This is a genomic window from Silicimonas algicola (genome assembly GCF_003148765.1).
In the GTDB taxonomy this organism is placed as follows: domain Bacteria; phylum Pseudomonadota; class Alphaproteobacteria; order Rhodobacterales; family Rhodobacteraceae; genus Silicimonas; species Silicimonas algicola.
Map to the genome: position 1 here is coordinate 430,938 of NZ_QGGV01000003.1, position 20,284 is coordinate 451,221.

General features: G+C 67.4%; 22 protein-coding genes. 8 read left to right on the plus strand and 14 right to left on the minus strand.

Going from position 1 to position 20,284, the window contains the following annotated elements:
- Positions 1–4 precede the first annotated feature (4 nt).
- The 7 genes from phoB to C8D95_RS09560 all read right to left on the minus strand — a co-directional run bounded on the left by phoB (position 5) and on the right by C8D95_RS09560 (position 7,366).
- Positions 5–694, minus strand: coding sequence for a phosphate regulon transcriptional regulator PhoB (gene phoB / locus C8D95_RS09530; protein WP_109758932.1), 690 nt, complete (start codon positions 692–694; stop codon positions 5–7).
- A 4-nt stretch (positions 695–698) separates the two neighbouring features.
- Positions 699–1,406, minus strand: a complete 708-nt coding sequence (phoU, locus tag C8D95_RS09535; RefSeq protein ID WP_109758933.1) for a phosphate signaling complex protein PhoU — start codon at positions 1,404–1,406, stop codon at positions 699–701.
- Positions 1,407–1,417: 11 nt separating this feature from the next.
- Positions 1,418–2,215, minus strand: coding sequence for a phosphate ABC transporter ATP-binding protein PstB (gene pstB / locus C8D95_RS09540; protein ID WP_109758934.1), 798 nt, complete (start codon positions 2,213–2,215; stop codon positions 1,418–1,420).
- Between the two features lie 13 nt (positions 2,216–2,228).
- On the minus strand, positions 2,229–3,563 hold the full coding sequence (gene pstA, locus C8D95_RS09545) for a phosphate ABC transporter permease PstA (protein ID WP_109758935.1): 1,335 nt from the start codon (positions 3,561–3,563) through the stop codon (positions 2,229–2,231).
- Positions 3,560–5,032 carry a phosphate ABC transporter permease subunit PstC gene (gene pstC / locus C8D95_RS09550; protein WP_109758936.1) on the minus strand — a complete coding sequence of 491 codons (1,473 nt, stop codon included), beginning with the start codon at positions 5,030–5,032 and terminating at the stop codon, positions 3,560–3,562. Before pstC ends, pstA begins: the two co-directional genes overlap by 4 nt.
- Before the next feature lie 73 nt (positions 5,033–5,105).
- The gene (locus C8D95_RS09555) at positions 5,106–6,146 is read right to left on the minus strand and encodes a substrate-binding domain-containing protein (RefSeq protein WP_109758937.1); all 1,041 of its coding nucleotides are present in this window, start codon (positions 6,144–6,146) and stop codon (positions 5,106–5,108) included.
- A 188-nt stretch (positions 6,147–6,334) separates the two neighbouring features.
- Complete coding sequence (locus C8D95_RS09560; RefSeq protein WP_109758938.1) at positions 6,335–7,366, minus strand: ATP-binding protein; 1,032 nt, start codon at positions 7,364–7,366, stop codon at positions 6,335–6,337.
- A gap of 202 nt (positions 7,367–7,568) precedes the next feature.
- On the opposite strand from C8D95_RS09560, the gene C8D95_RS09565 reads away from it, so the two are divergent.
- Complete coding sequence (locus C8D95_RS09565; protein ID WP_109758939.1) at positions 7,569–7,925, plus strand: hypothetical protein; 357 nt, start codon at positions 7,569–7,571, stop codon at positions 7,923–7,925.
- On the opposite strand, the gene C8D95_RS09570 is transcribed toward C8D95_RS09565, so the two are convergent.
- Genes C8D95_RS09570 through C8D95_RS09585 form a run of 4 tightly spaced genes read right to left on the minus strand, consistent with a single transcriptional unit; the run spans position 7,922 to position 11,185 of the window.
- A complete protein-coding gene (locus tag C8D95_RS09570) occupies positions 7,922–9,088 on the minus strand; it encodes a trans-sulfuration enzyme family protein (protein WP_109758940.1) in 1,167 nt (388 codons plus the stop codon). The genes C8D95_RS09565 and C8D95_RS09570 overlap by 4 nt on opposite strands.
- Positions 9,085–9,627: a gamma carbonic anhydrase family protein gene (locus C8D95_RS09575; protein ID WP_109758941.1), complete on the minus strand. Its 543-nt coding sequence runs from the start codon at positions 9,625–9,627 to the stop codon at positions 9,085–9,087. Before C8D95_RS09575 ends, C8D95_RS09570 begins: the two co-directional genes overlap by 4 nt.
- Positions 9,624–10,262: a guanylate kinase gene (gene gmk / locus C8D95_RS09580; protein ID WP_109758942.1), complete on the minus strand. Its 639-nt coding sequence runs from the start codon at positions 10,260–10,262 to the stop codon at positions 9,624–9,626. Before gmk ends, C8D95_RS09575 begins: the two co-directional genes overlap by 4 nt.
- On the minus strand, positions 10,259–11,185 hold the full coding sequence (locus C8D95_RS09585) for a YicC/YloC family endoribonuclease (RefSeq protein ID WP_241239867.1): 927 nt from the start codon (positions 11,183–11,185) through the stop codon (positions 10,259–10,261). The genes gmk and C8D95_RS09585 overlap by 4 nt, the downstream gene beginning before the upstream one ends.
- Positions 11,186–11,311: 126 nt before the next feature.
- Here C8D95_RS09585 and C8D95_RS09590 point away from each other — a divergent pair, with 126 nt between their 5' ends.
- Positions 11,312–12,055 (plus strand): PAS domain-containing protein, encoded by a 744-nt coding sequence (locus tag C8D95_RS09590; RefSeq protein ID WP_164721645.1) that lies wholly within the window; start codon positions 11,312–11,314, stop codon positions 12,053–12,055.
- Between the two features lie 84 nt (positions 12,056–12,139).
- Entirely contained in the window at positions 12,140–13,243 is a 1,104-nt protein-coding gene (locus C8D95_RS09595; protein WP_109758944.1) for a sensor histidine kinase, read from the plus strand.
- 51 nt (positions 13,244–13,294) lie between these two features.
- On the opposite strand, the gene C8D95_RS09600 is transcribed toward C8D95_RS09595, so the two are convergent.
- Positions 13,295–14,665: a class II 3-deoxy-7-phosphoheptulonate synthase gene (locus C8D95_RS09600; protein WP_109758945.1), complete on the minus strand. Its 1,371-nt coding sequence runs from the start codon at positions 14,663–14,665 to the stop codon at positions 13,295–13,297.
- A gap of 179 nt (positions 14,666–14,844) precedes the next feature.
- Between C8D95_RS09600 and C8D95_RS09605 the strand changes: the two genes are divergently transcribed.
- The 3 genes from C8D95_RS09605 to C8D95_RS09615 are packed head-to-tail and all read left to right on the plus strand — an operon-like array spanning position 14,845 to position 17,745.
- Positions 14,845–15,849 (plus strand): GlxA family transcriptional regulator, encoded by a 1,005-nt coding sequence (locus C8D95_RS09605; RefSeq protein WP_109758946.1) that lies wholly within the window; start codon positions 14,845–14,847, stop codon positions 15,847–15,849.
- Between the two features lie 50 nt (positions 15,850–15,899).
- Positions 15,900–16,520: a class I SAM-dependent methyltransferase gene (locus C8D95_RS09610; RefSeq protein ID WP_164721646.1), complete on the plus strand. Its 621-nt coding sequence runs from the start codon at positions 15,900–15,902 to the stop codon at positions 16,518–16,520.
- Between the two features lie 10 nt (positions 16,521–16,530).
- Positions 16,531–17,745: an MFS transporter gene (locus tag C8D95_RS09615; RefSeq protein WP_109758948.1), complete on the plus strand. Its 1,215-nt coding sequence runs from the start codon at positions 16,531–16,533 to the stop codon at positions 17,743–17,745.
- 84 nt (positions 17,746–17,829) lie between these two features.
- Here the strand turns inward: C8D95_RS09615 and ypfJ are convergent, their stop codons facing one another.
- Entirely contained in the window at positions 17,830–18,684 is an 855-nt protein-coding gene (ypfJ, locus tag C8D95_RS09620) for a KPN_02809 family neutral zinc metallopeptidase (protein ID WP_109758949.1), read from the minus strand.
- A gap of 101 nt (positions 18,685–18,785) precedes the next feature.
- On the opposite strand from ypfJ, the gene C8D95_RS09625 reads away from it, so the two are divergent.
- A complete protein-coding gene (locus C8D95_RS09625) occupies positions 18,786–19,364 on the plus strand; it encodes a YqaA family protein (RefSeq protein ID WP_109758950.1) in 579 nt (192 codons plus the stop codon).
- Positions 19,361–19,828, plus strand: coding sequence for a disulfide bond formation protein B (locus C8D95_RS09630; RefSeq protein ID WP_109758951.1), 468 nt, complete (start codon positions 19,361–19,363; stop codon positions 19,826–19,828). The genes C8D95_RS09625 and C8D95_RS09630 overlap by 4 nt, the downstream gene beginning before the upstream one ends.
- A gap of 63 nt (positions 19,829–19,891) precedes the next feature.
- Here the strand turns inward: C8D95_RS09630 and C8D95_RS09635 are convergent, their stop codons facing one another.
- A complete protein-coding gene (locus C8D95_RS09635) occupies positions 19,892–20,161 on the minus strand; it encodes an usg protein (protein WP_109758952.1) in 270 nt (89 codons plus the stop codon).
- Positions 20,162–20,284: the final 123 nt, after the last annotated feature.

The window sequence follows — 20,284 nt, forward strand, 5'->3', positions numbered from 1 at the left end:
ACCATCAACCAAGCGCATATCCCGCACCCCTGACCGTCCGCACCGGGTCTTCCCCGCCGTGGACGCAGAGCGCCTTCCGCAGCCGTCCGATGTGAACGTCGACCGTACGCGTGTCGACATAGATGTCCCGCCCCCAGACGCGGTCGAGAAGCTGTTCGCGCGACCAGACCCGTCCAGGCTTCTCCATGAAGGTCGACAGAAGCCGGAACTCGGTCGGCCCCAGCTTCACCGGCGCACCGGAACGCGTCACACGATGCGTCTCGGCGTCGAGAGCGATGTCCTCGAACTCCAACCGCTCGCCCACGGTCGCGGGCCGCGTGCGGCGCAACTGCGTGCGGACGCGCGCCATCAGCTCGATGACCGAGTACGGCTTCACGACGTAATCGTCCGCCCCGGTCTCGAGCCCCCTCACGCGGTCGGCCTCCTCGGCCCGCGCAGTTAACATAATCACGGGAATGGCCCGCGTGTCGTTTCGCGCCTTCAGCCGCCGGCAGACCTCGATGCCGGACACGCCCGGCAGCATCCAGTCCAGGATGATGACGTCGGGCTGCGCCTCCTCGACGGCGATAAGGGCCTCGTCGCCGGTTTCGGCATGGGTGACGCCATAGCCCTCGGCCTGAAGGTTGTAGGCCAGCACCTCTCGCTGCGCGGGTTCGTCCTCGATCACCAGGACCATGGGCTGTTGCGCGGACATGGGTCTATTCCTCGGACACGTAGGCCGTCACGTCCTGCTTCTGACGGGACTCGTCGGGAAGCGCGCCGGTCACCAGATAGACCACCTGCTCGGCCATGTTGGTGACGTGGTCGCCCATCCGTTCGATGTTCTTGGCGATGAAATGCAGGTGCATGCAGGGCGTGATGTTGCGCGGGTCTTCCATCATGAAGGTCAGAAGCTCGCGGAACAGCGCGTTGTAAAGCTGGTCCACGTCCTCGTCGCGCTGGATCACGTCGGCGGCGAGCGCCGCGTCGCGCTGGACATAGGCGTCAAGCGCATCCTTCAGCATCAGCTGCACCTCGCGCGCCATCTTGCGGATCGACACCGACGCACTTCCCACGGGCGGCGTTTCGGCCAGAACCGTCGTCCGCTTGGCCATGTTCTTGGCATAGTCGCCGCAGCGCTCGAGGTTGGCGCTGATCTTGATGACCGTCATCACCGTGCGCAGGTCGCGCGCGGTCGGCGCGCGCAGCGCGATCACCCGCGTCGCCTCGGCGTTGACCTGCTCTTCCAGGGCGTCGATGGCGCGGTCGCCCTTCCGCACGCTGTCCGCCAGTTCGAGGTCGCGGGCCTCGAGCGACTTGGCGCCATCGAGGATCGCGGTCTCGACGAGACCGCCCATCTTCATCAGCATGGCCTGCACCCGTTCCAGGTCACGGTCGAAGGCCGAGGCGATATGCGCGTTGTTCATCTGTCTCTCTCCTACCCGATCCGGCCCGTGATGTAGCTTTCGGTCCGCGTGTCGCGCGGGTTCTGGAAGATGGTGTCGGTGTCGTCGTATTCGACGAGGTGTCCGAGGTGGAAGAAGGCCGTCTTCTGGCTGACCCGCGCCGCCTGCTGCATCGAGTGCGTGACGATCACGACCGAGAAGTTCTGGCGCAGCTCGTCGATCAGCTCCTCGACCTGCGCCGTGGCGATGGGGTCGAGCGCGGAACAGGGCTCGTCCATCAGAAGCACCTCGGGCGCAGTGGCGACGGCGCGCGCGATGCAGAGCCGCTGCTGCTGGCCGCCCGACAGACCGGTCCCCGGCTCGGCCAGCCGGTCTTTAGCTTCGTCCCACAAGGCCGCGCGGCGCAACGAATTTTCCACGATTTCGTCCAGCTCGGCCTTGTTGCGGGACAGGCCGTGGATGCGGGGTCCGTAGGCCACGTTGTCGTAGATCGACTTCGGGAACGGGTTCGGCTTCTGGAACACCATGCCCACCTTGGCGCGCAACTGCACCGGGTCCACCGAGGGCGCATAGATGTCCTCGCCGTCGAGCGTGATCCTGCCCGTGACGCGCGCCGTGGGGATCGTGTCGTTCATCCGGTTGAGGCACCGCAGGAAGGTCGACTTGCCACAGCCCGACGGTCCGATGAAGGCCGTCACCGTGCGCTCTTCGATGTCGACCGAGACGTCCTTCAGCGCATGGCTCTCGCCATAGAAGACGTCCACGCCCTCGGCCGCGATCTTGATCTCGTTCATGGTGGTCTTCCGGTCTATCAAACGCATGTCGTTCATGGCTCGGTCTCCTTTACCAGCGACGCTCGAAGCGGCGGCGCAGGACGACGGCGATCGCGTTCATGATGAAGAGGAACACCAGAAGCACGATGATGGCGCCCGAGGCCCTTTCGATGAAAGCGGGATCGGCGCGCTGTGTCCAGTTGAAGACCTGGACCGGCAGCGCTGTGGCGGGTTCGAAGAAGCCTTCCGGCGGCGCCGAGGGATACTCGCGCACGAAGGCGACCATCCCGATGAGAAGAAGCGGCGCGGTCTCGCCCAGGGCCTGCGCGAGCCCTATGATGGTGCCGGTCATGATCCCGGGGCCCGCCAGCGGCAGGACATGGTGGAACACCGTCTGCATCTTCGAGGCCCCTACCCCGAGTGCTGCCTCGCGGATCGACGGCGGCACGGCCGTCAGCGAGGCGCGCGTCGTGATGATGATGGTCGGCAGCGTCATCAGCGTCAGCACCAGCCCGCCCACTATCGGCGCCGACTGCGGCAGGCCGACGAAGTTGATGAAGATGGCGAGGCCGAGGATGCCGAAGACGATCGAGGGCACGGCGGCCAGGTTCGAGATGTTCACCTCGATCAGGTCGGTCAGCCGGTTTCTCGGAGCGAATTCCTCGAGGTAGATCGACGCCGCGACCCCGATCGGCAGGGCGAGGCCCAGGACGATCAGCATCATGTAGAAGGATCCCAGGATCGCGACGCCAAGGCCCGAGACCTCGGGCCGGTTCTCGGACGCGTCGGGCCAGGTGATGAAGTTCCAGTTGAACCGCGTCTCGAGAAGCCCCGCCTCCTTCAGCGCGTCGGCGAAGCGAAGCTGCGCGGGCGTGACGTTCGAGTCGCGCTCGGCCGACTGCATCGTGACGCGGCCCTTGTAGTAGCCGTCGATGCGCCCGTCGGCGACGAATTCGAACCGCCGCGTCTCTCCGACCAACTCGGGATTGGCGAGCACGACGTCGCGCATCTGCGCGGACGCCTCCTTCGAGATCAGATCCTCGGGCTTGTCGAGGCCTTCGATCTCGATGCCGTTGGCCGCAATCGTCGAGGCCATTGCGTCCTTGATAAGCGGCGCATAGCCGAAGGTCGTGACCTTTGCCATTTCCACCGGATTGCGGTTGCCCGACTTGTCCAGCTTCGCCGCGTCGAGCGTGACGTCGAGCGAGATGTAGGTCTGCATGAAGGCCCCGGCCCCGTTGCGGACGATCGAGGTCAGAAGGAACACGAGCGCTATGACCGCCAGCGAGACGGCGATGGCGCCATAAAGCCGGAAGCGCTTCTCGGAGGCATTGCGCTTCCGCGTGTGCGCGTCGGCGACAAGCGTGCCCCGAACGGGCGCTGCCCCTGCGGTCATGTCGGTCATTCGTACTGCTCCCGGTAGCGGCGCACGATCCAGAGGGCCAGGACGTTCAGCCCCAGCGTGATGACGAAAAGCGTGAGGCCGAGCGCGAAGGCCACCAGCGTCTCGGGCGACGAGAAGTCGGTGTCGCCGGTCAGCTGGCTGACGATCTTGACGGTGATCGTCGTCATCGCCTGGAACGGGTTCACCACCTCGCCCAGACCCTGGTTGAACTGCGCCGCCGCCGCACCTGCGCCCAGGACGACGATCATCGTCTCGCCGATGGCGCGGCTCGCGGCCAGAAGGATCGCGCCGACGATGCCCGGAAGGGCCGCGGGCACGATCACCTGCTTGATCGTCTCGGACTGCGTCGCCCCCAGACCGTAGGAGCCGTCCCGCAGCGACTGCGGCACCGCGTTGATGATGTCGTCGGACAGCGAGGACACGAAGGGAATGAGCATGATCCCCATGACGAGACCCGCCGTCATCACGCTCGACGAACTGTTGCCGAAGCCGAGCGGCTGCGCCAGCCAGTCGCGCAGCATCGGCCCCACGGTAATCAGCGCGAACAGGCCGTAGACGATGGTGGGGATGCCGGCGAGGATCTCGATGGCGGGCTTGGCCAGGGTGCGGACGCGTTTCGTTGCGTATTCCGACAGGTAGATGGCGGCAAAGAGCCCGATCGGGACCGCGACCAGAAGCGCGATCAGCGAAATGTAAAGCGTGCCCCAGAGCAAGGGCAGGATCGCCAGCTCGGAGTTGCCGCGGAAATCAGGCGCCCAGTTGGTGCCGAGGAAGAACTTCTGCCAGGGATAGGCCTCGAAGAAGTTGGCCGTCTCGAAGAGCATCGACAGGACGATCCCGAGCGTCGTCAGGATCGCGACCAGCGCGGCGCCGAGGAGCATGAAGAGGATGCCGCGCTCGACGGTGTTCCGCGCGCGAAAGTCCTTGTCCGTCATGCGCCACGACAGGGCCAGACCGCCCAGGGCCGCGGCGAGGACGGCGACCCCCATCCAGGTCCGCCAGCCGTCGGTCTCGGCGCGATAGGCCTCGGCCGCGGCCTTCACCGCGGGCGTCATCGGCGTGCCGAGGGCGACGCCGACGGCCGCCATCTCGTCCTGAAGCGCCTCGGGCGTCATCGCGGCGATGTCGTCCGCATCCGCGCCCCGCGCTTCGAGCACCGACAGCCCCTCCGCCACCCGGCGCACGTCGCTCATCACCAGCCCGCGCGAGGACCCCTGGCCTATGGCGCTGTCGGGGATCAGGCCGGTGACATGGCGGTCGACAAGGAACGGCTGGACCAGCATCCACAGCACGAAAAGGCCGAGGGCGGGGGTCAGCACCGTCAGCGCGACGTTCCAGCCGTAATAGGCCGGCAGCGAATGAAGCCGCCGCGCATCGCCTCCGGCCGAGGTCATCGCCCTCGCCCGTCCCGCGACGAAGCCGAGGGCGGCCAGTGCGGCGATGGCCAGGATCAGCCAGGTTGTCGGCATCGCTCGGTCCCCTTCGGCAGGCAGAGGGAGGGAGCCATGACGCCCCCTCCCCCGGTTTCGTGACGTCCCGTTCTTACGAGCCCGACGCCATCGTCTCTTCGTTCTCGATTATGGCTTGCGTGCCCGACAGCTCGGGATCGCTGACGAGGCCGTACTCGGCGAGCGGACCGTCGGGACCCGCGATCTCGTCGGCGACGAAGAACTGGGCGTATTCCTTCAGGCCCGGGATGACGCCCAGGTGAGCGGCCTTGATGTAGAAGTACAGCGGACGCGACACCGGATAGTTGCCGGTCGAGATCGTCTCGACGGTCGGTTCGATGCCGCCCATGGTCGCGACCTTCAGCTTGTCCTGGTTGTTCTCGTAGAACGCGAGGCCGAAGACGCCGACGCCGTTCGGGTTGGCGTCGATGCGGGCGAGCGTCTCGGTGTAGTCGCCGTCGATGTCGACCGACCGGCCGTCGGTGCGGACCGACATGCACTTGTCTTCGGCGTCGTCTTCGGTGACGCCCGAGGCGACCATGGCTTCCATCGCGCCCGAGGCTTCGCAGCCGGCGAGAAGGACCTTCTCCTCGAACACTTCACGCGTGCCGTGCTTCGTGCCGGGGATGAAGGCCATGATCTCGGCGTCGGGGAGCGACGCGTCGATCTCGGACCATTTGGTGTAGGGGTTCGCGGTCAGCGCGCCGTCGACCATGACCTCGCCTGCCATCGCCTTGTACCACTGGTCGGGCGTGAAGGCGGTGAACTCGGGACCGTCGATCTGGCTGGCGAAGACGATGCCGTCATAGCCGATGCGGACCTCGATGATGTCGGTCACGCCGGCGGCGGCGCAGGCCTCGACCTCGCCCTCGCGGATTTTCCGCGACGAGTTGGCGATGTCGATGGTGTTCTCGCCGACGCCCTCGCAGAAGCGCTTGAGACCGGCAGACGACCCGCCCGATTCAACGACCGGCGTCGGGAAGTCGAAATTCTCGCCGAAGGCTTCGGCCACGATCGAGGCATAGGGCAGCACGGTGGACGACCCGGCGACCTGCACCTGATCGCGGGCCACGGCGACGGTCGCGGAGGCGGCGAGGATCGCCAGGGTCGAGGCGGTCAGCTTCGCGTTCATCATGGGACAGTACTCCTGAATATCACGGGACCGCCCGTCGCGGCCCTTGCTGCCGGTTCCTAAGGACCCGCGCCCAAGCTTTTGTGACAGAAGCGTAACAGTTATATGACGCTCGGCGGGGCGAGTGTTAACAAGAGGTTACACAGCGATCCCGGCCCTGGAGCAGGCGCCGTCCGCGCGAATCCCCTGGATCAGCCGACCGGCCCCGCCGGCAGAACCACCGAGAATCGGCTCCCCTGCCCCGGCGTGCTCTCGATGACGAGGCGGCCTCGGTGCCTGTTGACGATGTGCTTCACGATGGCGAGGCCAAGGCCCGTCCCGCCCCTCTCGCGTGAGCGGTGGCTGTCGATTCGGTAGAATCGCTCGGTCAGCCTCGGGATGTGCAGCGAATCGATGCCGGGTCCGGTGTCCGTTACCGAAAGCACCACAGCCGGCCCCCTGAGCCGCGGATTGTCGTCTTCGCGCGCCAGCGACAAAACGACCGAGGCGCCCCGGCCGGAGTACTTGATCGCGTTCTCCAGAAGGTTCGTCGCGACCTGCGAAAGCTGGTCCGCATCGCCCGCGATCTCGGCTGGCTCGTCCATCCCCTCGCGCACCAGCGTCACACCATTGTCGGCCGCGAGAGGATCGAGCGTCACCGCGGTCGCCCGCGCCAGGGCCGCGAGGTCGACCCGGCGCGTCGGCCGGACACGTTCATCAGCCTCGACGCGACTGAGCGACAGCAGATCCGAGACCAGCCGGTTCATTCGTCGCGCCTCGCGTTCCATGACGTCGAGAAACCGCGCCCGGGCCGCCGCGTCGTCCTTGGCGGCTCCCCGCAGGGTCTCGATGAAGCCGATCAGCGCGGTCAGCGGAGTCTTCAGTTCGTGGCTCACGTTCGCCACGAAATCCCGCCGCATCTGCCCCGCTTCCTCCATTGCGGTCCGGTCCTCGAAAGTGACCAGAACGCCCGCCTCCCCCGGCACCGGCCTGCACCTGGCCTGCCAGGTCGTCTCGCGCCGGGCCTCTGTCGTCAGGTAGCGACAGTCGGTCGGCTCGCGCGTCTCCAGCGACCGCTCCACCGCGTCGAGAAGTCCAGGCTGACGCAGGACGGTGATGTAGTGCCGGTCGACCAGCGCCGCCCCGAAGAGCGTCCGCGCGCCCCCGTTCGCGGCCGTCACGCGCCCGTCTCCGGCCACCAGAATGGCCGGCACGGCGATGGCCTCGATGATCCCTGCGCTCATCGCCTCGTCCTTTCGTCCTGCATGACTTACCCGCCGCCCGCGCATCGCGGAAGTGCCCTCCGGATGATAGGGTTCAAGCGAGGTTGTTCACCTTTAGGTTGCGCTGCGCGTTGGAATCCTTCTAGATTATTCGAAAACTGACAATTCAACCTGGGACAGAGTGGAGAAGGACTTAATGGGAAGAGTAAGCTCCTTGGGCGGCATGCGTGCCGTTGCCGCCCTTGATATGCGGCGCGTGATGCGCGTCGTGGCGATCGCAGTCGGAGAGCCGGTCGAATGGTCGCAGGCCGGCAACGCCCTGCCGGGCGCCGGAGTGGCTTTCGTGTCGATCGAGGAGGTGACGGAGGCGCTGATCGCGCTCCATGCGCCGACGGTCGTATTCTCGCCCGTCGTCGCCCGCCGGTTCGATTGCATCGACCTGGCCATGCGCCTCAGCCAGATCGGCTACCTGGGCCCCTATCGCGCGATCGCGAAGGATCTGCCGCGGCCCGACCTGATCGAACGCGAGGTGCGCCAGGCCTTTCCCAACATCGACTTCGCCATCGTGCTGGACGACTAGTTCACGCCGTCCAGCGCCGCGTCGAAGGCCTGAAGCAGCGCCGTCTCGGGCTCGCAACCGACCGACACGCGGAAGAAGCCCTCGCTGATGCCAAGGGCCGCCCGGCCCTCTGGCGTCAGCGCGCGGTGCGACGACGACGCAGGATGGCTGAGCGTCGTCCCCACGTCTCCGAGCGTCGGAGCGAAAGCGACCTGATCCAGGGCGCGCACGAAGCGGTTCGCTGCCTCGCGACCCCCGTCTAGCTCGAAGCTCACCATGTTCCCCGGACGTCCGTTCAGAAGCCCCGCGACCCGGTTGTGGTCGGGATGGTCCCGCCGTCCGGGATAGAGCACCCGCCGCACGCCCCCGACCTCGGCCAGCCGGTCGGCCAGCGCCGCCGCCGTCGCCTCGGCCCGCGCGAAACGCATGTCGAAGGTATAGAGCCCCCGCTCGGCCAGCCAGCAATCGAAGGGCGACGGCGTCAGGCCAAGCGTCACCGCGAAGACCCGCATCCGCTGCGTCAGGTCGGGCGTGCGTCCGACCACATAGCCGAGCGTCGCATCCGAATGTCCCGCGAGGAGTTTCGTCACCGAGTGGATCACGATGTCCGCGCCAAAATCGAAGGGCTTGACGGCGGCGGGCGTGGTGAAGGTGTTGTCGACCGCGACGAGGATCCCCCGCGCGCGCGCCATCGCGATGATCGCGTGCAGATCCGCGACCCGCACCGTCGGGTTCGACACAACCTCGACAAGGATCATCTTCGTCTCGGGCCGGATCGCCGCCTCGAAGGCCGCCGCATCGGTCGGATCGGCCAGCGACGTCGCGATGCCGAGGCGCGGCAGATCCTCCTTCATCATCCGCAGCGACCGCCCGTAAAGCTGGTCGGCGCCAAGCGCATGGTCGCCCGCCGTGAGCAGGCCGAACAGCGCCGCACCCACCGCCGCCATGCCGGACCCGGTGACGATCCCGCCGTCTGCCCCCTCCATCCGGTCGATCAGGCCCGCCAGCACCTCGGCGTTCGGATGCCCCTCGCGCGCATAGGTGAAGCCTTTCGCGCCCCCCTCGTACTGCGCATCCAGCTCGTCGGGGTCGGCGCTGGCATAGACCACGGACGGCTGGATCGGCGTGACGACGGGGCGGCTGACCGAAGACGGCCAGCCCGCGCGCAGCAGGCGGTCGGTCAAAGCTCGGTCTCCGGGATCTCGCGCAACCCCTCGCGGTACTGCGCGATCCGCTTCTGGTAATGCTCGGCCGCGAAGCGCGCGCCTTTCAGATGCGCCTCCGTCACCTCGCCCTTCACCCGGCCGGGGATCCCGAGGACGAAACTGTTGTCCGGGATGTCCTTGCCTTCCGTCACGATGGCCCCTGCCCCGATCAGGCAATTCTTCCCGATCCGCGCGCCGTTCAGGATCGTGGCCCCCATGCCGATCAGGCTGCCGTCGCCGATGGTGCAGCCGTGGAGCATCACCTTGTGGCCAACGGTCACGTTGCGGCCGAGCGTGCAGGGAAAGCCCATGTCGGTGTGGATGACCACGTTCTCCTGCACGTTCGAGCCTTCGCCCAGAATGATCGGCTCGTTGTCGCCGCGCAGCGTCGAGCCGAACCAGACCGAGCAGCCCGAGTTCAGGATCACCGTGCCGATCACGTTGGCGTCGGGCGCGATCCACCAGTTGCCGTCGTCGGGCACCACCGGACGGCGGTCGCCGAGTGCGTAGAGCGTCATGCGCCCTCCTCGAATTCGGTTTGAAGGGTGCGGACGTGATCCACCAGCCAGGGCTGCTGGCTCGCACGAAGCCTCTCGGCGGTGACGATGGTCCGCAACTGCCCCTCGGTCCGGTCGAGGTCGTCGTTGACGAGGACGTAGGAATAGCCGTCCCAGTGGCTGATTTCGTCCCAAGACCGCTGCATCCGCCGCGCGATCACCTCGGGGCCGTCCTGCCCCCGGCTTTCCAGCCTTGCGCGAAGCTCGGGGATCGAGGGCGGAAGCAGGAAGATCGACAGGACGTGACTGGCCAGCGCGCTCTTCTGGATCTGCTGCGCGCCCTGCCAATCGATGTCGAAAAGGACGTCGGCTCCCTCCTCGATGGCCTCGCGCACGGGCGCGGCCGGCGAGCCGTAGAAGTTGCCGAAGACATGGGCGTGCTCCAGCATCTCCTTGTCCTTGACCATCCGCTTGAAGCGCACGTCGTCGACGAAGTGATAATCCGTCCCGTCCACCTCGCCCTCGCGCGCCGGGCGCGTCGTGGCGCTGACCGAAAACCGGATGCCCGGATCCCAGTCCCGCAGCCGCCGCGCCAGCGTCGACTTGCCTGCCCCCGAGGGCGACGACAGGATGATGAGGAGACCTCGGCGTTTCATTCGATGTTCTGAACCTGCTCGCGCATCTGGTCGATGACGGCCTTCAGGTCAAGCCCGATGGAGGTCAGCGGCGTGGACTGGCTTTTCGAGCAGAGCGTGTTGGCCTCGCGGTTGAACTCCTGCATCAGGAAGTCGAACTTGCGGCCCACGGGACCGGCCTCGGCCAGAAGCGCGCGCGCCGCCGCGACATGCGCGGCCAGACGGTCCAACTCCTCGGTCACGTCGGTCTTCAGCGCGATCAGCGCCATCTCCTGCATCATCCGCGCCTCGTCGGGCACCTCGGTCTGCTCCAGCAGCCGCGACAGCGCCTTTTCCAGACCCGAGCGCAGCAGCGCCTCGCGCTCGCCCGCCATCCCGCGCGCGTCGGCGGCCAGCGCCTCGACCCGGCCGACCTGGATGGACAGCACCTCTGCCGTCGCGGCGCCCTCGCGCGCGCGGTCGCCCTCGAAGGCGTCGAGGCATTGCGCGACGCTCGCCACCAGAACCGACTTCAGCGCCTCGATGTCGTCCTCCGCCTCGCCCTCCGAGGTCTCGACGACGCCGCGCATTTGCGCGATATCAGCCGCCGACATGGGGGCAAGCTCGACGCCGACCCGTTCGGCCGCCTGCCTGACATCGGCCAGCATCGCGAGGGCCGCCGTCAGCCCCTCGGGACTGAGCCGGGTCCGCGCCACCGTCTCCTCGCGCGCCAGCCGCAGGTTCACCGTGACGTTGCCGCGCGCCAGCCTGGCCTGAAGCAACTTGCGGATCTCGGGCTCCAGACCGTCGACCCAGTCGGGCACCCGGATCCGAAGTTCGAGGCCCCGCCCGTTCACCGACCGGATGTCCGCCGTCCAGGTCCAGCCGCGCTCGCGGCCGCGCACCGAGGCGAAGCCGGTCATCGACATGAGGCTCCTGCCGTGCGGCCCCGTCGTCTTGCCCATGTCGTTAACCTTCCATTCAGAATTCAGCAGCCTTTGCGGCGCGTTTGTGGCAGAATTTGGATGGTGGTGAAAGAGAGGCGACGGCGACTCCGCAAGGGGACAGGCCGCTGCGGTGGAGGATCGACGATGACAACGGACATGGACCGTGGACCGAACGTGGTGACGCTGGAAGCTGCGCGCCCGCGCCCGCTCCTGCCCGCCCTGGCGAAGATCGAAGGCTATTGGGAGCAGGTCCGCGCCCGCCGTCTCGTCCCGTCGCGCTGCGAGATCGACCCGAGGGGGCTCGAGGGCGTCCTCGCGCACGCCTTCATCCTCGAACGCATCGCCGGCGGTCTTGCCCGCTTCCGCATCGCAGGCTCGCACCTTGCCGACCTCGCCGGCCTCGAACTGCGCCAGATGCCGGTCTCGGCGCTGTTCCTCCCTGCCTCGCGCGAGATCCTGTCCGAAGCCTTGACGGCGGTCTTCGAGGAGCCCGCGGCGATCCGCATGACCCTCACCTCTCCCGCAGGCTTCGGTCGCGAGGCGCTCGAGGGCGAGATGACGCTCCTCCCGCTCCGTTCCGACCTCGGCGACATCGACCGCGTCCTGGGTGGCCTCGTACTCACGGGCCGCACCGGCCGCACACCACGCCGGCTCGAGATCACCGGCCAGACGCGCCGGTCCCTCGTCGGCTACGCCGGCCCGGCGCACCTGGGCGAGGCTCTCTTCGGGAGCCCACAGCCTGCCCCTAAACCGACGGAAATCAAGCGAAATAAGCCGTCTGAACCGGTCACGCGCATGACTCGAAAGGTCGCGCCAGCCAACGCCGCCTCCGGTCCCGCCGGCCGCACCGTGCGGCCTTGGTTACGTCTCGTCGTGGATAACGTCTAAGTCTCGCAATCCGATGGCGTCTGTGCCAGAATCACTTATAACGACGAACGCGCAACCGGATGGCCCAGACACGTTCCGCGACTGATGCTCGACGAAAACCTGACTTTTCTGCGCGGCGGCGGAGCTTCCGCGGACCGCATCGCTGAGATCGATTGGGCTGCGACGCCGCTCGGTCCGATTTCCGCGTGGCCGGCCGTCCTGCGGATCTCGATCTCCAACATGCTGAACTCCGCCTTCCCGAAGTGCCTCTGCTGGGGTGACGAGAAGACGATGATCTACAACGACGCCTTCGTGCCGATCCTCGGAAACAAGCACCCCTGCATGGGCCAGCCGTTCCTCGACGCCTGGACCGAGGCGGCCGACATGCTGAAGCCGATCGTCGACAAGGCCTACTCCGGCGAGTCGGTCTATATCGAGGACTTCCACATCGTCACCACGCGCTCGGGCGCGGCCGAGGATGCGTATTTCACCTTCTGCTACAGCCCTCTGCGCGACGAGCACGGGACGGTCCGCGGCATGCTCGACACCGTGATAGAGACGACCTCCACCGTCCATGCGCGCGAACTCTCGACGCTCCGCAACCGCGAGCTTGTCCACCGCGCGCGCAACGTCTACGCGCTGGTCTCCTCGCTGATCTCCCAGACCTTCCGCAGTGCCGCCTCGGTCGAGGACGCGCAGGACCGCATCCAGAAGCGCATCCGCGCGCTCGTGGCCGCGCAGGACGTCCTGGTCGAAGCCAAGTCAGTCAACGGGTCCATCGCCGACATCGCGCGCCGCGCGCTGTCGCCCTTCCTGCTCGAGGATGGGCCCGCCATCCGCATCGACGGGCCGGACATCGGCCTTGGCCGCGAACAGCTGACGGCCCTCAGCCTTGCCTTGCACGAGCTTGCGACGAATTCGGTCAAGTACGGCGCCCTTGGCGACCGCAAGGGATACGTCGAGCTTCAGTGGCAGTTGCAGGGCAACGACTTTCGGCTGACCTGGCGCGAATCGGACGGTCCCCTCGTCGCGAAGCCCGGAAGCCGGGGCTTCGGCAGCGCGATCATCCAGTACGCGCTCCCCGAAGCCTTCAGCGGCACGGTCGAGGTCGACTACGCCCCGACCGGCTTCACCCTCGCCCTCACGGCTCCCGCCGACCGTCTTCGGGCGGACGAACGGACGGCCGAGGAACTGCTCCTTCCCTTCTGAGCCTGACGCGACCGTCCCCGCGACATATCGCAGAGACGATCCCCAGCAAAATCAGCCGACCGCGACCTGGGCCGAGCCGGAGCGCCGCGCCGACAGCTCCTCGGCCACCAGGAACGCAAGCTCCAGTGCCTGGCTGGCGTTCAGACGCGGGTCGCAGGCGGTGTGATAGCGGTCCGACAGATCCTCGTCCGTCACCGCGCGCACGCCGCCGGTGCACTCCGTCACGTCCTGACCCGTCATCTCGAAATGGACGCCGCCCGGGATCGTGCCTTCCGCGCCGTGGACCTGGAAGAACTCGCGCACTTCGCGCAGCACGCTCTCGAACGGCCGGGTCTTGTAGCCGGACGAGGACTTGATCGTATTGCCGTGCATCGGGTCGCAGGACCACACGACGTTGGCGCCTTCCTCGCGCACGGCCTTGACCAGCCGAGGCAGATGCTCGCCCACCTTGCCCGCGCCGAACCGCGCGATCAGCGTCAGCCGCCCGGCCTCGTTCTCGGGGTTCAGCTTCGCCATCAGCACCTTCAGGTCGTCCGCCGTCGTGGTCGGCCCGCACTTCAGCCCGATCGGATTGAGGACGCCCCGGCAGAACTCGACATGCGCGCCGTCCGGCTGCCGCGTGCGGTCGCCGATCCAGATCATGTGACCCGAACCCGCCAGCCACTTGCCTGAGGTGGAATCGACCCGCGTCAGGGCCTCCTCGTACTCCAGCAGCAGGGCCTCGTGGCTCGTGTAGAAATCCACGGTGTGCAGCTCGTGGTTGGTCTCGCCCGTCATGCCGGCCGCCGTCATGAAGTCCAGCGTGTCCTGCAGCCGGTTCGCCATGTCGCGATACTTCTCGGCCTCATCCGTGTCGGTGAAGCCAAGCGTCCACGAGTGGACCCGGTGAACATCCGCGAAACCGCCCGTCGAGAAGGCGCGCAGAAGGTTCAGCGTCGCCGCCGCCTGAAGATAAGCCTGCAGCATCTTCGTGGGGTTCGGCGCCCGAGCGGCTTCGGTGAAGTCCAGCTCGTTGACGATGTCGCCCCGGTAGGACGGCAGCTCGATCCCGTTCACCGTCTCGGTCGCGGCGGACCGCGGCTTGGCGAACTGGCCCGCCATCCGGCCGACCTTCACCACAGGCACCTTGGCGCCATAGGTCAGGACCATCGCCATCTGAAGCATGACCTTGAATGTGTCGCGGATGTTGTCCGCGGCGAACTCGGCGAAGCTCTCGGCGCAGTCTCCGCCCTGCAATAGAAACGCCTCGCCCCGCGACGCGGCGCCCAGCTTTTTCTTCAGCGACCGCGCCTCGCCCGCAAAGACAAGCGGCGGATACTTGGCAAGCTGCGCCTCGACCGTCCCCAGCGCCTGCGCGTCGGGATAATCGGGCATCTGCACCCTGGGCTTGGATCTCCACCCGGATTTCTGCCAATCGCTCATCGTCCTGTCCTCTTCGGGCCTTGAATGCGAGGCCGCGTTATATCCCCCTGCGGAAGGCTTGAAAACCGCAGAAGCGTCACGGTGCGCGACAGGGGTCTTTCCCCGCACCTTGCCCCGGGCCCTGCTTTCGTGTTGTGTCGACACGGTTCGACGACAGGGTTGGAGGAACGGGACGCGACATGGCCGAGACTGCGGTGCAGACGATCAAGGTCAAGGTACCCGAGACCCCGCGAAGCTTCGTCTTCGTGCTTCTCGACCGCTTCACGCTCCTGTCCTACGCCTGCGCCATCGAGGCGCTGAGGATCGCCAACCGAATGGCCGGGGCCGATCTCTATGAATGGCGTTCGGTCGGCGAGGGCGGCGGCGTCATCGCCTGCTCGGCTGGCACGGCCTTCCAGCTCGACGGTCCCCTGGGCGAGACCGTCCGCGACGAGGTCATCGTGATCTGCGGCGGCATCGACGTGGCGGCCGCGACGACCAAACCGCTTCTCAACTGGCTCCGGCGCGAGGCACGGCGCGGCAACACCATCGGCGGTCTTTGCACGGCGGCCTTCACGCTGGCCCGCGCGGGGCTTCTCGACGGGCGGAAGGCCACGATCCACTGGGAGAATCAGGACAGCTTCCTCGAGGAATTCGAGGAGGTGAAGCTGACGAAGTCCGTCTTCACCGTCGACGGCAAGACCTTCACCACGGCGGGCGGCACCTCGTCCATCGACCTGATGTTGAAGATCATCGCCGACGACCACGGCGAGGAACTGGCGGGCGCCGTCGCCGACCAGCTCATCTACACGACCATCCGCACCGACCAGGACACGCAGCGCCTGTCGGTGCCCACGCGCATCGGCGTGCGGCACCCTAAGCTCGCGCAAGTCATCCACATGATGGAATCGGCCATCGAGGAACCGCGCTCGCCCGCGCTTCTGGCCCGCGACGTCGGCATGTCCACGCGTCAACTCGAGCGCCTGTTCCGCCGCTACCTGAATCGCAGCCCCAAGCGCTATTACATGGAACTGAGGCTTCAGAAGGCCCGCAACCTGCTCATGCAGACCGACATGAGCGTCATCAACGTGGCGCTCGCCTGCGGCTTCTCCTCGCCCTCGCACTTCTCCAAGTGTTACCGCGCCCAATACAACACCACGCCCTACCGCGAGCGCGGCACGCAGTCCGCAAGGCTCGCGATCTGATCGAGGCCCGCCTTCGCGCGACGATCGCGGCGCGCCTGCCGCTCGCGCACGTGGCAGAACGGCCCGACCTCCTGCGCCATACACCCCATCCCGGCAGCGGCCTCGCCGCCATCGCCCGCGCCGCCCGCTCCGACGCCGCCCCCTACTGGGCGCACCTCTGGCCCGGTGGTGCCGCGCTGATCCTCCACCTCCAGCGCCACCCCGAGACGGTCGCGGGCCAAAGCGTCCTCGACCTCGGCGCGGGCGCGGGGCTCGTGGGCATCGCCGCCGCCCGCGCCGGCGCCTCCCACGTCACCGCCTCCGACATCGACCCCCTCGCCCGCCTCGTCGCCGCCATGAACGCCGAGGCGAACGGCACGCCCCTCGCCCTCGCCGGCGACCTCCTCGACGGCCCCGCCCCCGACGCGCAGGTGATCCTCGCCGGCGACGTCTTCTACAGCGCCGCCCTCGCTACCCGCGTCCTCCCCTTCCTCCACCGCTGCCACGCCCGGGGCGCCCGCATCCTCGTCGGAGACCTCGGCCGCGCCCACCTCCCGCGCGCCGGCTTCGACGCCCTCGCGACCTATCCCGTCCGCGACCTGGGCGACCCGCCGGGGGCGACCCGCGACGGTGTCGTCCTCGTCCCTTCCCGCGACGGTTTCGGCATGGAACTTCCCCGCGACCGGCCCTAGCGTCGCCGGCATGGAACTCTCCGAGCACGACAGCCGCTATTCCTGGACCCGCCTCGCCATCAGCCTCGGCCTCTCGGTCGTGGGCAACGTCGGCATGTGGGCCGTCATCGTCATCCTGCCCGCGCTCCAGGCCGAGTTCGACATCAGCCGCGCCGGAGCCTCCCTGCCTTACACCGCCACAATGGCGGGCTTCGCGGCGGGCAACTTCTTTCTCGGCCGCGCCGTCGACCGCTTCGGCATCTCGACCGTCCTCGCCGCGGCGGGCGCAGCCCTCTCGGCAGGCTTCGCGCTCTCCGCCCTCGCCCCCTCGCTCCTCGGCGTCACGCTGATCCACGCGCTTCTCGGCTTTGGCGCCTCGGCCAGCTTCGCGCCGCTCATGGCCGACATCTCGCACTGGTTCCTCAAGCGCCGCGGCCTCGCCCTCGCCATCGCGGCCAGCGGCAACTACGCCAGCGGCGCTGCCTGGTCGCCCGTCATCGCCTGGATCATGATCGACCACGGCTGGCGCGGCGCCTACCTCGCCATCGCGCTGACCGTCGCCGTCGTGATGATCCCCGGCGCGCTTCTCCTCCGCCGCCGCATCGACGCCGCGACGACGGCCCGCGCCGCGACCGACGCCGCCTCCCGCGCCCGTTCCGTCGCCCTCTCGCCCCGCGCGCTCCAGGCGCTTCTGATGCTTGCGGGCGTCGGCTGCTGCGTCGCGATGTCGATGCCCCAGGTCCACATCGTGGCGCTGTGCATCGACCGCGGCTTCGGCGCGGCGGCCGGGGCCGAGATGCTGTCCCTCATGCTTCTGGGCGGCGTCGTCTCGCGCCTGACCTTCGGCGCGCTCGCCGACCGTCTCGGAGGCCTCCGCACCCTCCTCCTCGGCGGCACTCTCCAGATGCTGGCGCTTGCGCTGTTCCTGATCGAAGGCAACCGGACAAGCCTTTCGCTCGTCTCGCTTATCTTCGGCCTGTCGCAGGGCGGGATCGTGCCCTCGTATGCCATCATCATCCGCGAGTACCTGCCGCCCGCCGAGGCCGGACGCCGCGTCGGCGCGGTCATCGCCGCCACCATCGTCGGCATGGCGCTCGGCGGCTGGATGACGGGCTGGCTCTACGACCAGACCGGCAGCTACGCGCTCTCGATCTGGAACGGCATCGGCTGGAACCTCCTCAACGTGGGCATCGTGGCCGCACTCCTTCTCAGGATGGGCTCAGGCCCGAGGCTTCGCGCCGCCTGACCTTCATCTTGCCTGAAGTACGCAAAAGGGCCGCCGCGTCAGCGGCGGCCCGCCCCGCGACCCGCGCCAGCCGGGCGTAAGGCCTCAGATATCGTTCGTCCCGAAGGTGTCGCAGGCCTCGAGGTCGCCCGTCTCGAAGCCGGTCTGGAACCACCGCTGCCGCTGTTCGGACGTGCCGTGCGTGAAGCTCTCGGGCATCGGACGCTGGCCCGCGTTGCGCTGAAGCGTGTCGTCGCCGATCTGGGCGGCGGCGTTCATCGCCTCCTCGATGTCGCCGCGTTCGAGGCTGCCGAACTTCTCCTGCGCCTGCTGCGCCCAGATCCCCGAGTAGCAGTCGGCCTGAAGCTCGATCCGGACCGAGATCGCGTTCGCCTCCTCCTGGCTCACTTGCCCCCGGATCCGGTTCGCCTCGCCCAGGATGCCAAGCTGGTCCTGCACCGAATGCGCCACCTCGTGCGCCACGACATAGGCCGCGGCGAAATCGCCGCCCGCCCCCAGCCGGTCGCGCATCGTGGTGAAGAACTGCGTATCGAGATAGACCTTCCTGTCGCCCGGACAGTAGAACGGCCCCGTCGCGCCGCTGGCGTTGCCGCAGGGCGACTGCGTGACCTCCTTGAACAGGACCAGGGTCGCGGGCGTGTAGGGCTCGTTGATCTGCTCCTCGAAGATGCCGGCCCAGACCTCCTCGGTGTCGGCCAGCGTCACGCTGACGAACTCGCCCTCGCGCCGGTCGGCCTCGGTCAGGGGCGCGTCGGTCTGGACGACCTCGCCGCCACCGCCGCCAGTGCCGGTGAGAAGCGGCGTCACGTCGATCCCGAAGAACCAGCCCATGCCAAGAATGAAGAGGATGCCGACAAGCCCGATGCCGCCGCCTCCCGACATGCGCATCCCGCGCCGATCCTCGATGTTCCGGCTGCCGCGCCGACCCTGCCACCTCATGCCACCCTCCGACGTTCACCTGGCTGGCCGCGAGATTGCACCCTGCGAGGCTTGACGGCAACGTCGCAAACTGGCCTTTGATCCGCGAGGACGGGCAGAAAATGATCCGACGGCTCTACGACTGGACAATTTCGCTGGCCGCGCATCCGCGCGCGCTCTGGGCGCTTGCATTGGTCGCCTTCGTGGAAAGCTCGTTCTTCCCCATCCCGCCGCACATCATGATCGTTCCGATGGTGCTCGCGGCGCCGCACCGGGCCTGGCTCATCGCGGGGGTCGCCACGGTGGCCTCGGTCCTCGGCGGGGTGCTCGGATACGGGATCGGAGCCTTTGCCTTCGACGCCATCGGCCAGCCGATCCTCGAGTCGCTCGGCAAGGCGGACAGGATGCTCGAGTTCAACGAACGCTTCAACGACTTCGGGTTCTGGCCGGTGCTGATCGGCGGGCTTACCCCCTTCCCCTACAAGGTCATCACCATCATGTCGGGCTGGACGGGCCTGCCATTCATGACCTTTCTCGTGACCTCGATCGTTGCCCGTGCGACGATCTTCTTCATCCTCGCGGGGCTCCTGTGGAAATTCGGCCCTCCGATCCGCATTTTCGTCGAGAAGTACCTCGGCCTCGTCTTCACGGCCTTCGTGATCCTGCTTCTCGGCGGCTTCTACGCGATAAGGTTCATATGACCCGCAAGAACCTCATGCTCCTCGCCGCTGCCGGCTCTCTCGCCCTCCTCCTCGGCGCCTTCGCCTTCCAGGCCGCGGGTTACGCGCCCTGCAAGCTCTGCATCTGGCAGCGCTGGCCGCATGGCGCCGCCATTGCCGCGGGCGGTCTGGTCCTCGTCCTCGGCCCGCTCACTCTTCTTGGTCTTGCGGGTGCGCTCGGCGCGGCGCTTTCGGGCGTGTTCGGCGTCTATCACACCGGCGTCGAGCGCGGCTGGTGGGAAGGTCCGACCTCCTGCACCGGGTCGGGTGACGGGCTTTCGGGGATGTCGGGCGGCGATCTCCTGTCGCTCGACCTGCCCTCGGACGTGGTCATGTGCGACGAGGTCGCCTGGGCCTTCGCGGGCCTTTCGATGGCATCCTGGAACGCGATCCTGTCCTTCGCGCTGGCCGCGGTCTGGGTGCGCGCGCTGTCGAGGCGCGGCTGATCCTGACGGACAGCCTGCCATACACCTTGCCGACACAAAGCCGACGCCTTGCCGACGCCCTCTTCAGTGGATGGTGAACTCACCCACCACGTTCGTCCATTCCGTCGGAGACAGCCTCTTGCGATGCACGAAGCGGACCGAATGCAGCGGCCCCTCGATCTCTTCTTGCCAGAACTCGATGAACTTGAAGAGCTTCGGATGGTCAGGCGCCACATCATAGTCCTGCCACACGAAGGTATTGAGAACGTTGCGATAATCCGGCATCCGGTAGAAGAATTCGGCCGTCGTCAGGCCGTATCCCTTCAGCAGAAGCTCGGTTTCCGAGAGACTCATGACAACCTCATATTGCCTGCCCGCCGCAGGAATTGAGCCATGAGTCGGATTGAAGATCAATGAATTCAGCATGTTGGCACTCGCCCCCTGCGGCTGCCAGACAATTGAGCAACAGGCATTGCA

Excerpts from the sequence above, each read along its gene's own strand:
- C8D95_RS09575 (WP_109758941.1), bottom strand. The coding sequence starts at position 9,627 with ATGACGCTCTACGCACTCGGCGACCGCCGTCCGGTGGTGCCCGACGAC.
- gmk (WP_109758942.1), bottom strand. The coding sequence starts at position 10,262 with ATGAAACGCCGAGGTCTCCTCATCATCCTGTCGTCGCCCTCGGGGGCA.
- C8D95_RS09630 (WP_109758951.1), top strand. The coding sequence starts at position 19,361 with ATGACCCGCAAGAACCTCATGCTCCTCGCCGCTGCCGGCTCTCTCGCC.
- C8D95_RS09635 (WP_109758952.1), bottom strand. The coding sequence starts at position 20,161 with ATGAGTCTCTCGGAAACCGAGCTTCTGCTGAAGGGATACGGCCTGACG.
- pstC (WP_109758936.1), bottom strand. The coding sequence starts at position 5,032 with ATGCCGACAACCTGGCTGATCCTGGCCATCGCCGCACTGGCCGCCCTC.
- C8D95_RS09605 (WP_109758946.1), top strand. The coding sequence starts at position 14,845 with ATGGCCGAGACTGCGGTGCAGACGATCAAGGTCAAGGTACCCGAGACC.
- C8D95_RS09560 (WP_109758938.1), bottom strand. The coding sequence starts at position 7,366 with ATGAGCGCAGGGATCATCGAGGCCATCGCCGTGCCGGCCATTCTGGTG.
- pstB (WP_109758934.1), bottom strand. The coding sequence starts at position 2,215 with ATGAACGACATGCGTTTGATAGACCGGAAGACCACCATGAACGAGATC.
- C8D95_RS09615 (WP_109758948.1), top strand. The coding sequence starts at position 16,531 with ATGGAACTCTCCGAGCACGACAGCCGCTATTCCTGGACCCGCCTCGCC.
- pstA (WP_109758935.1), bottom strand. The coding sequence starts at position 3,563 with ATGACCGACATGACCGCAGGGGCAGCGCCCGTTCGGGGCACGCTTGTC.
- C8D95_RS09555 (WP_109758937.1), bottom strand. The coding sequence starts at position 6,146 with ATGATGAACGCGAAGCTGACCGCCTCGACCCTGGCGATCCTCGCCGCC.
- C8D95_RS09625 (WP_109758950.1), top strand. The coding sequence starts at position 18,786 with ATGATCCGACGGCTCTACGACTGGACAATTTCGCTGGCCGCGCATCCG.
- C8D95_RS09585 (WP_241239867.1), bottom strand. The coding sequence starts at position 11,185 with ATGGGCAAGACGACGGGGCCGCACGGCAGGAGCCTCATGTCGATGACC.
- C8D95_RS09590 (WP_164721645.1), top strand. The coding sequence starts at position 11,312 with ATGACAACGGACATGGACCGTGGACCGAACGTGGTGACGCTGGAAGCT.
- C8D95_RS09595 (WP_109758944.1), top strand. The coding sequence starts at position 12,140 with ATGCTCGACGAAAACCTGACTTTTCTGCGCGGCGGCGGAGCTTCCGCG.
- phoB (WP_109758932.1), bottom strand. The coding sequence starts at position 694 with ATGTCCGCGCAACAGCCCATGGTCCTGGTGATCGAGGACGAACCCGCG.
- ypfJ (WP_109758949.1), bottom strand. The coding sequence starts at position 18,684 with ATGAGGTGGCAGGGTCGGCGCGGCAGCCGGAACATCGAGGATCGGCGC.
- C8D95_RS09565 (WP_109758939.1), top strand. The coding sequence starts at position 7,569 with ATGCGTGCCGTTGCCGCCCTTGATATGCGGCGCGTGATGCGCGTCGTG.
- C8D95_RS09600 (WP_109758945.1), bottom strand. The coding sequence starts at position 14,665 with ATGAGCGATTGGCAGAAATCCGGGTGGAGATCCAAGCCCAGGGTGCAG.
- phoU (WP_109758933.1), bottom strand. The coding sequence starts at position 1,406 with ATGAACAACGCGCATATCGCCTCGGCCTTCGACCGTGACCTGGAACGG.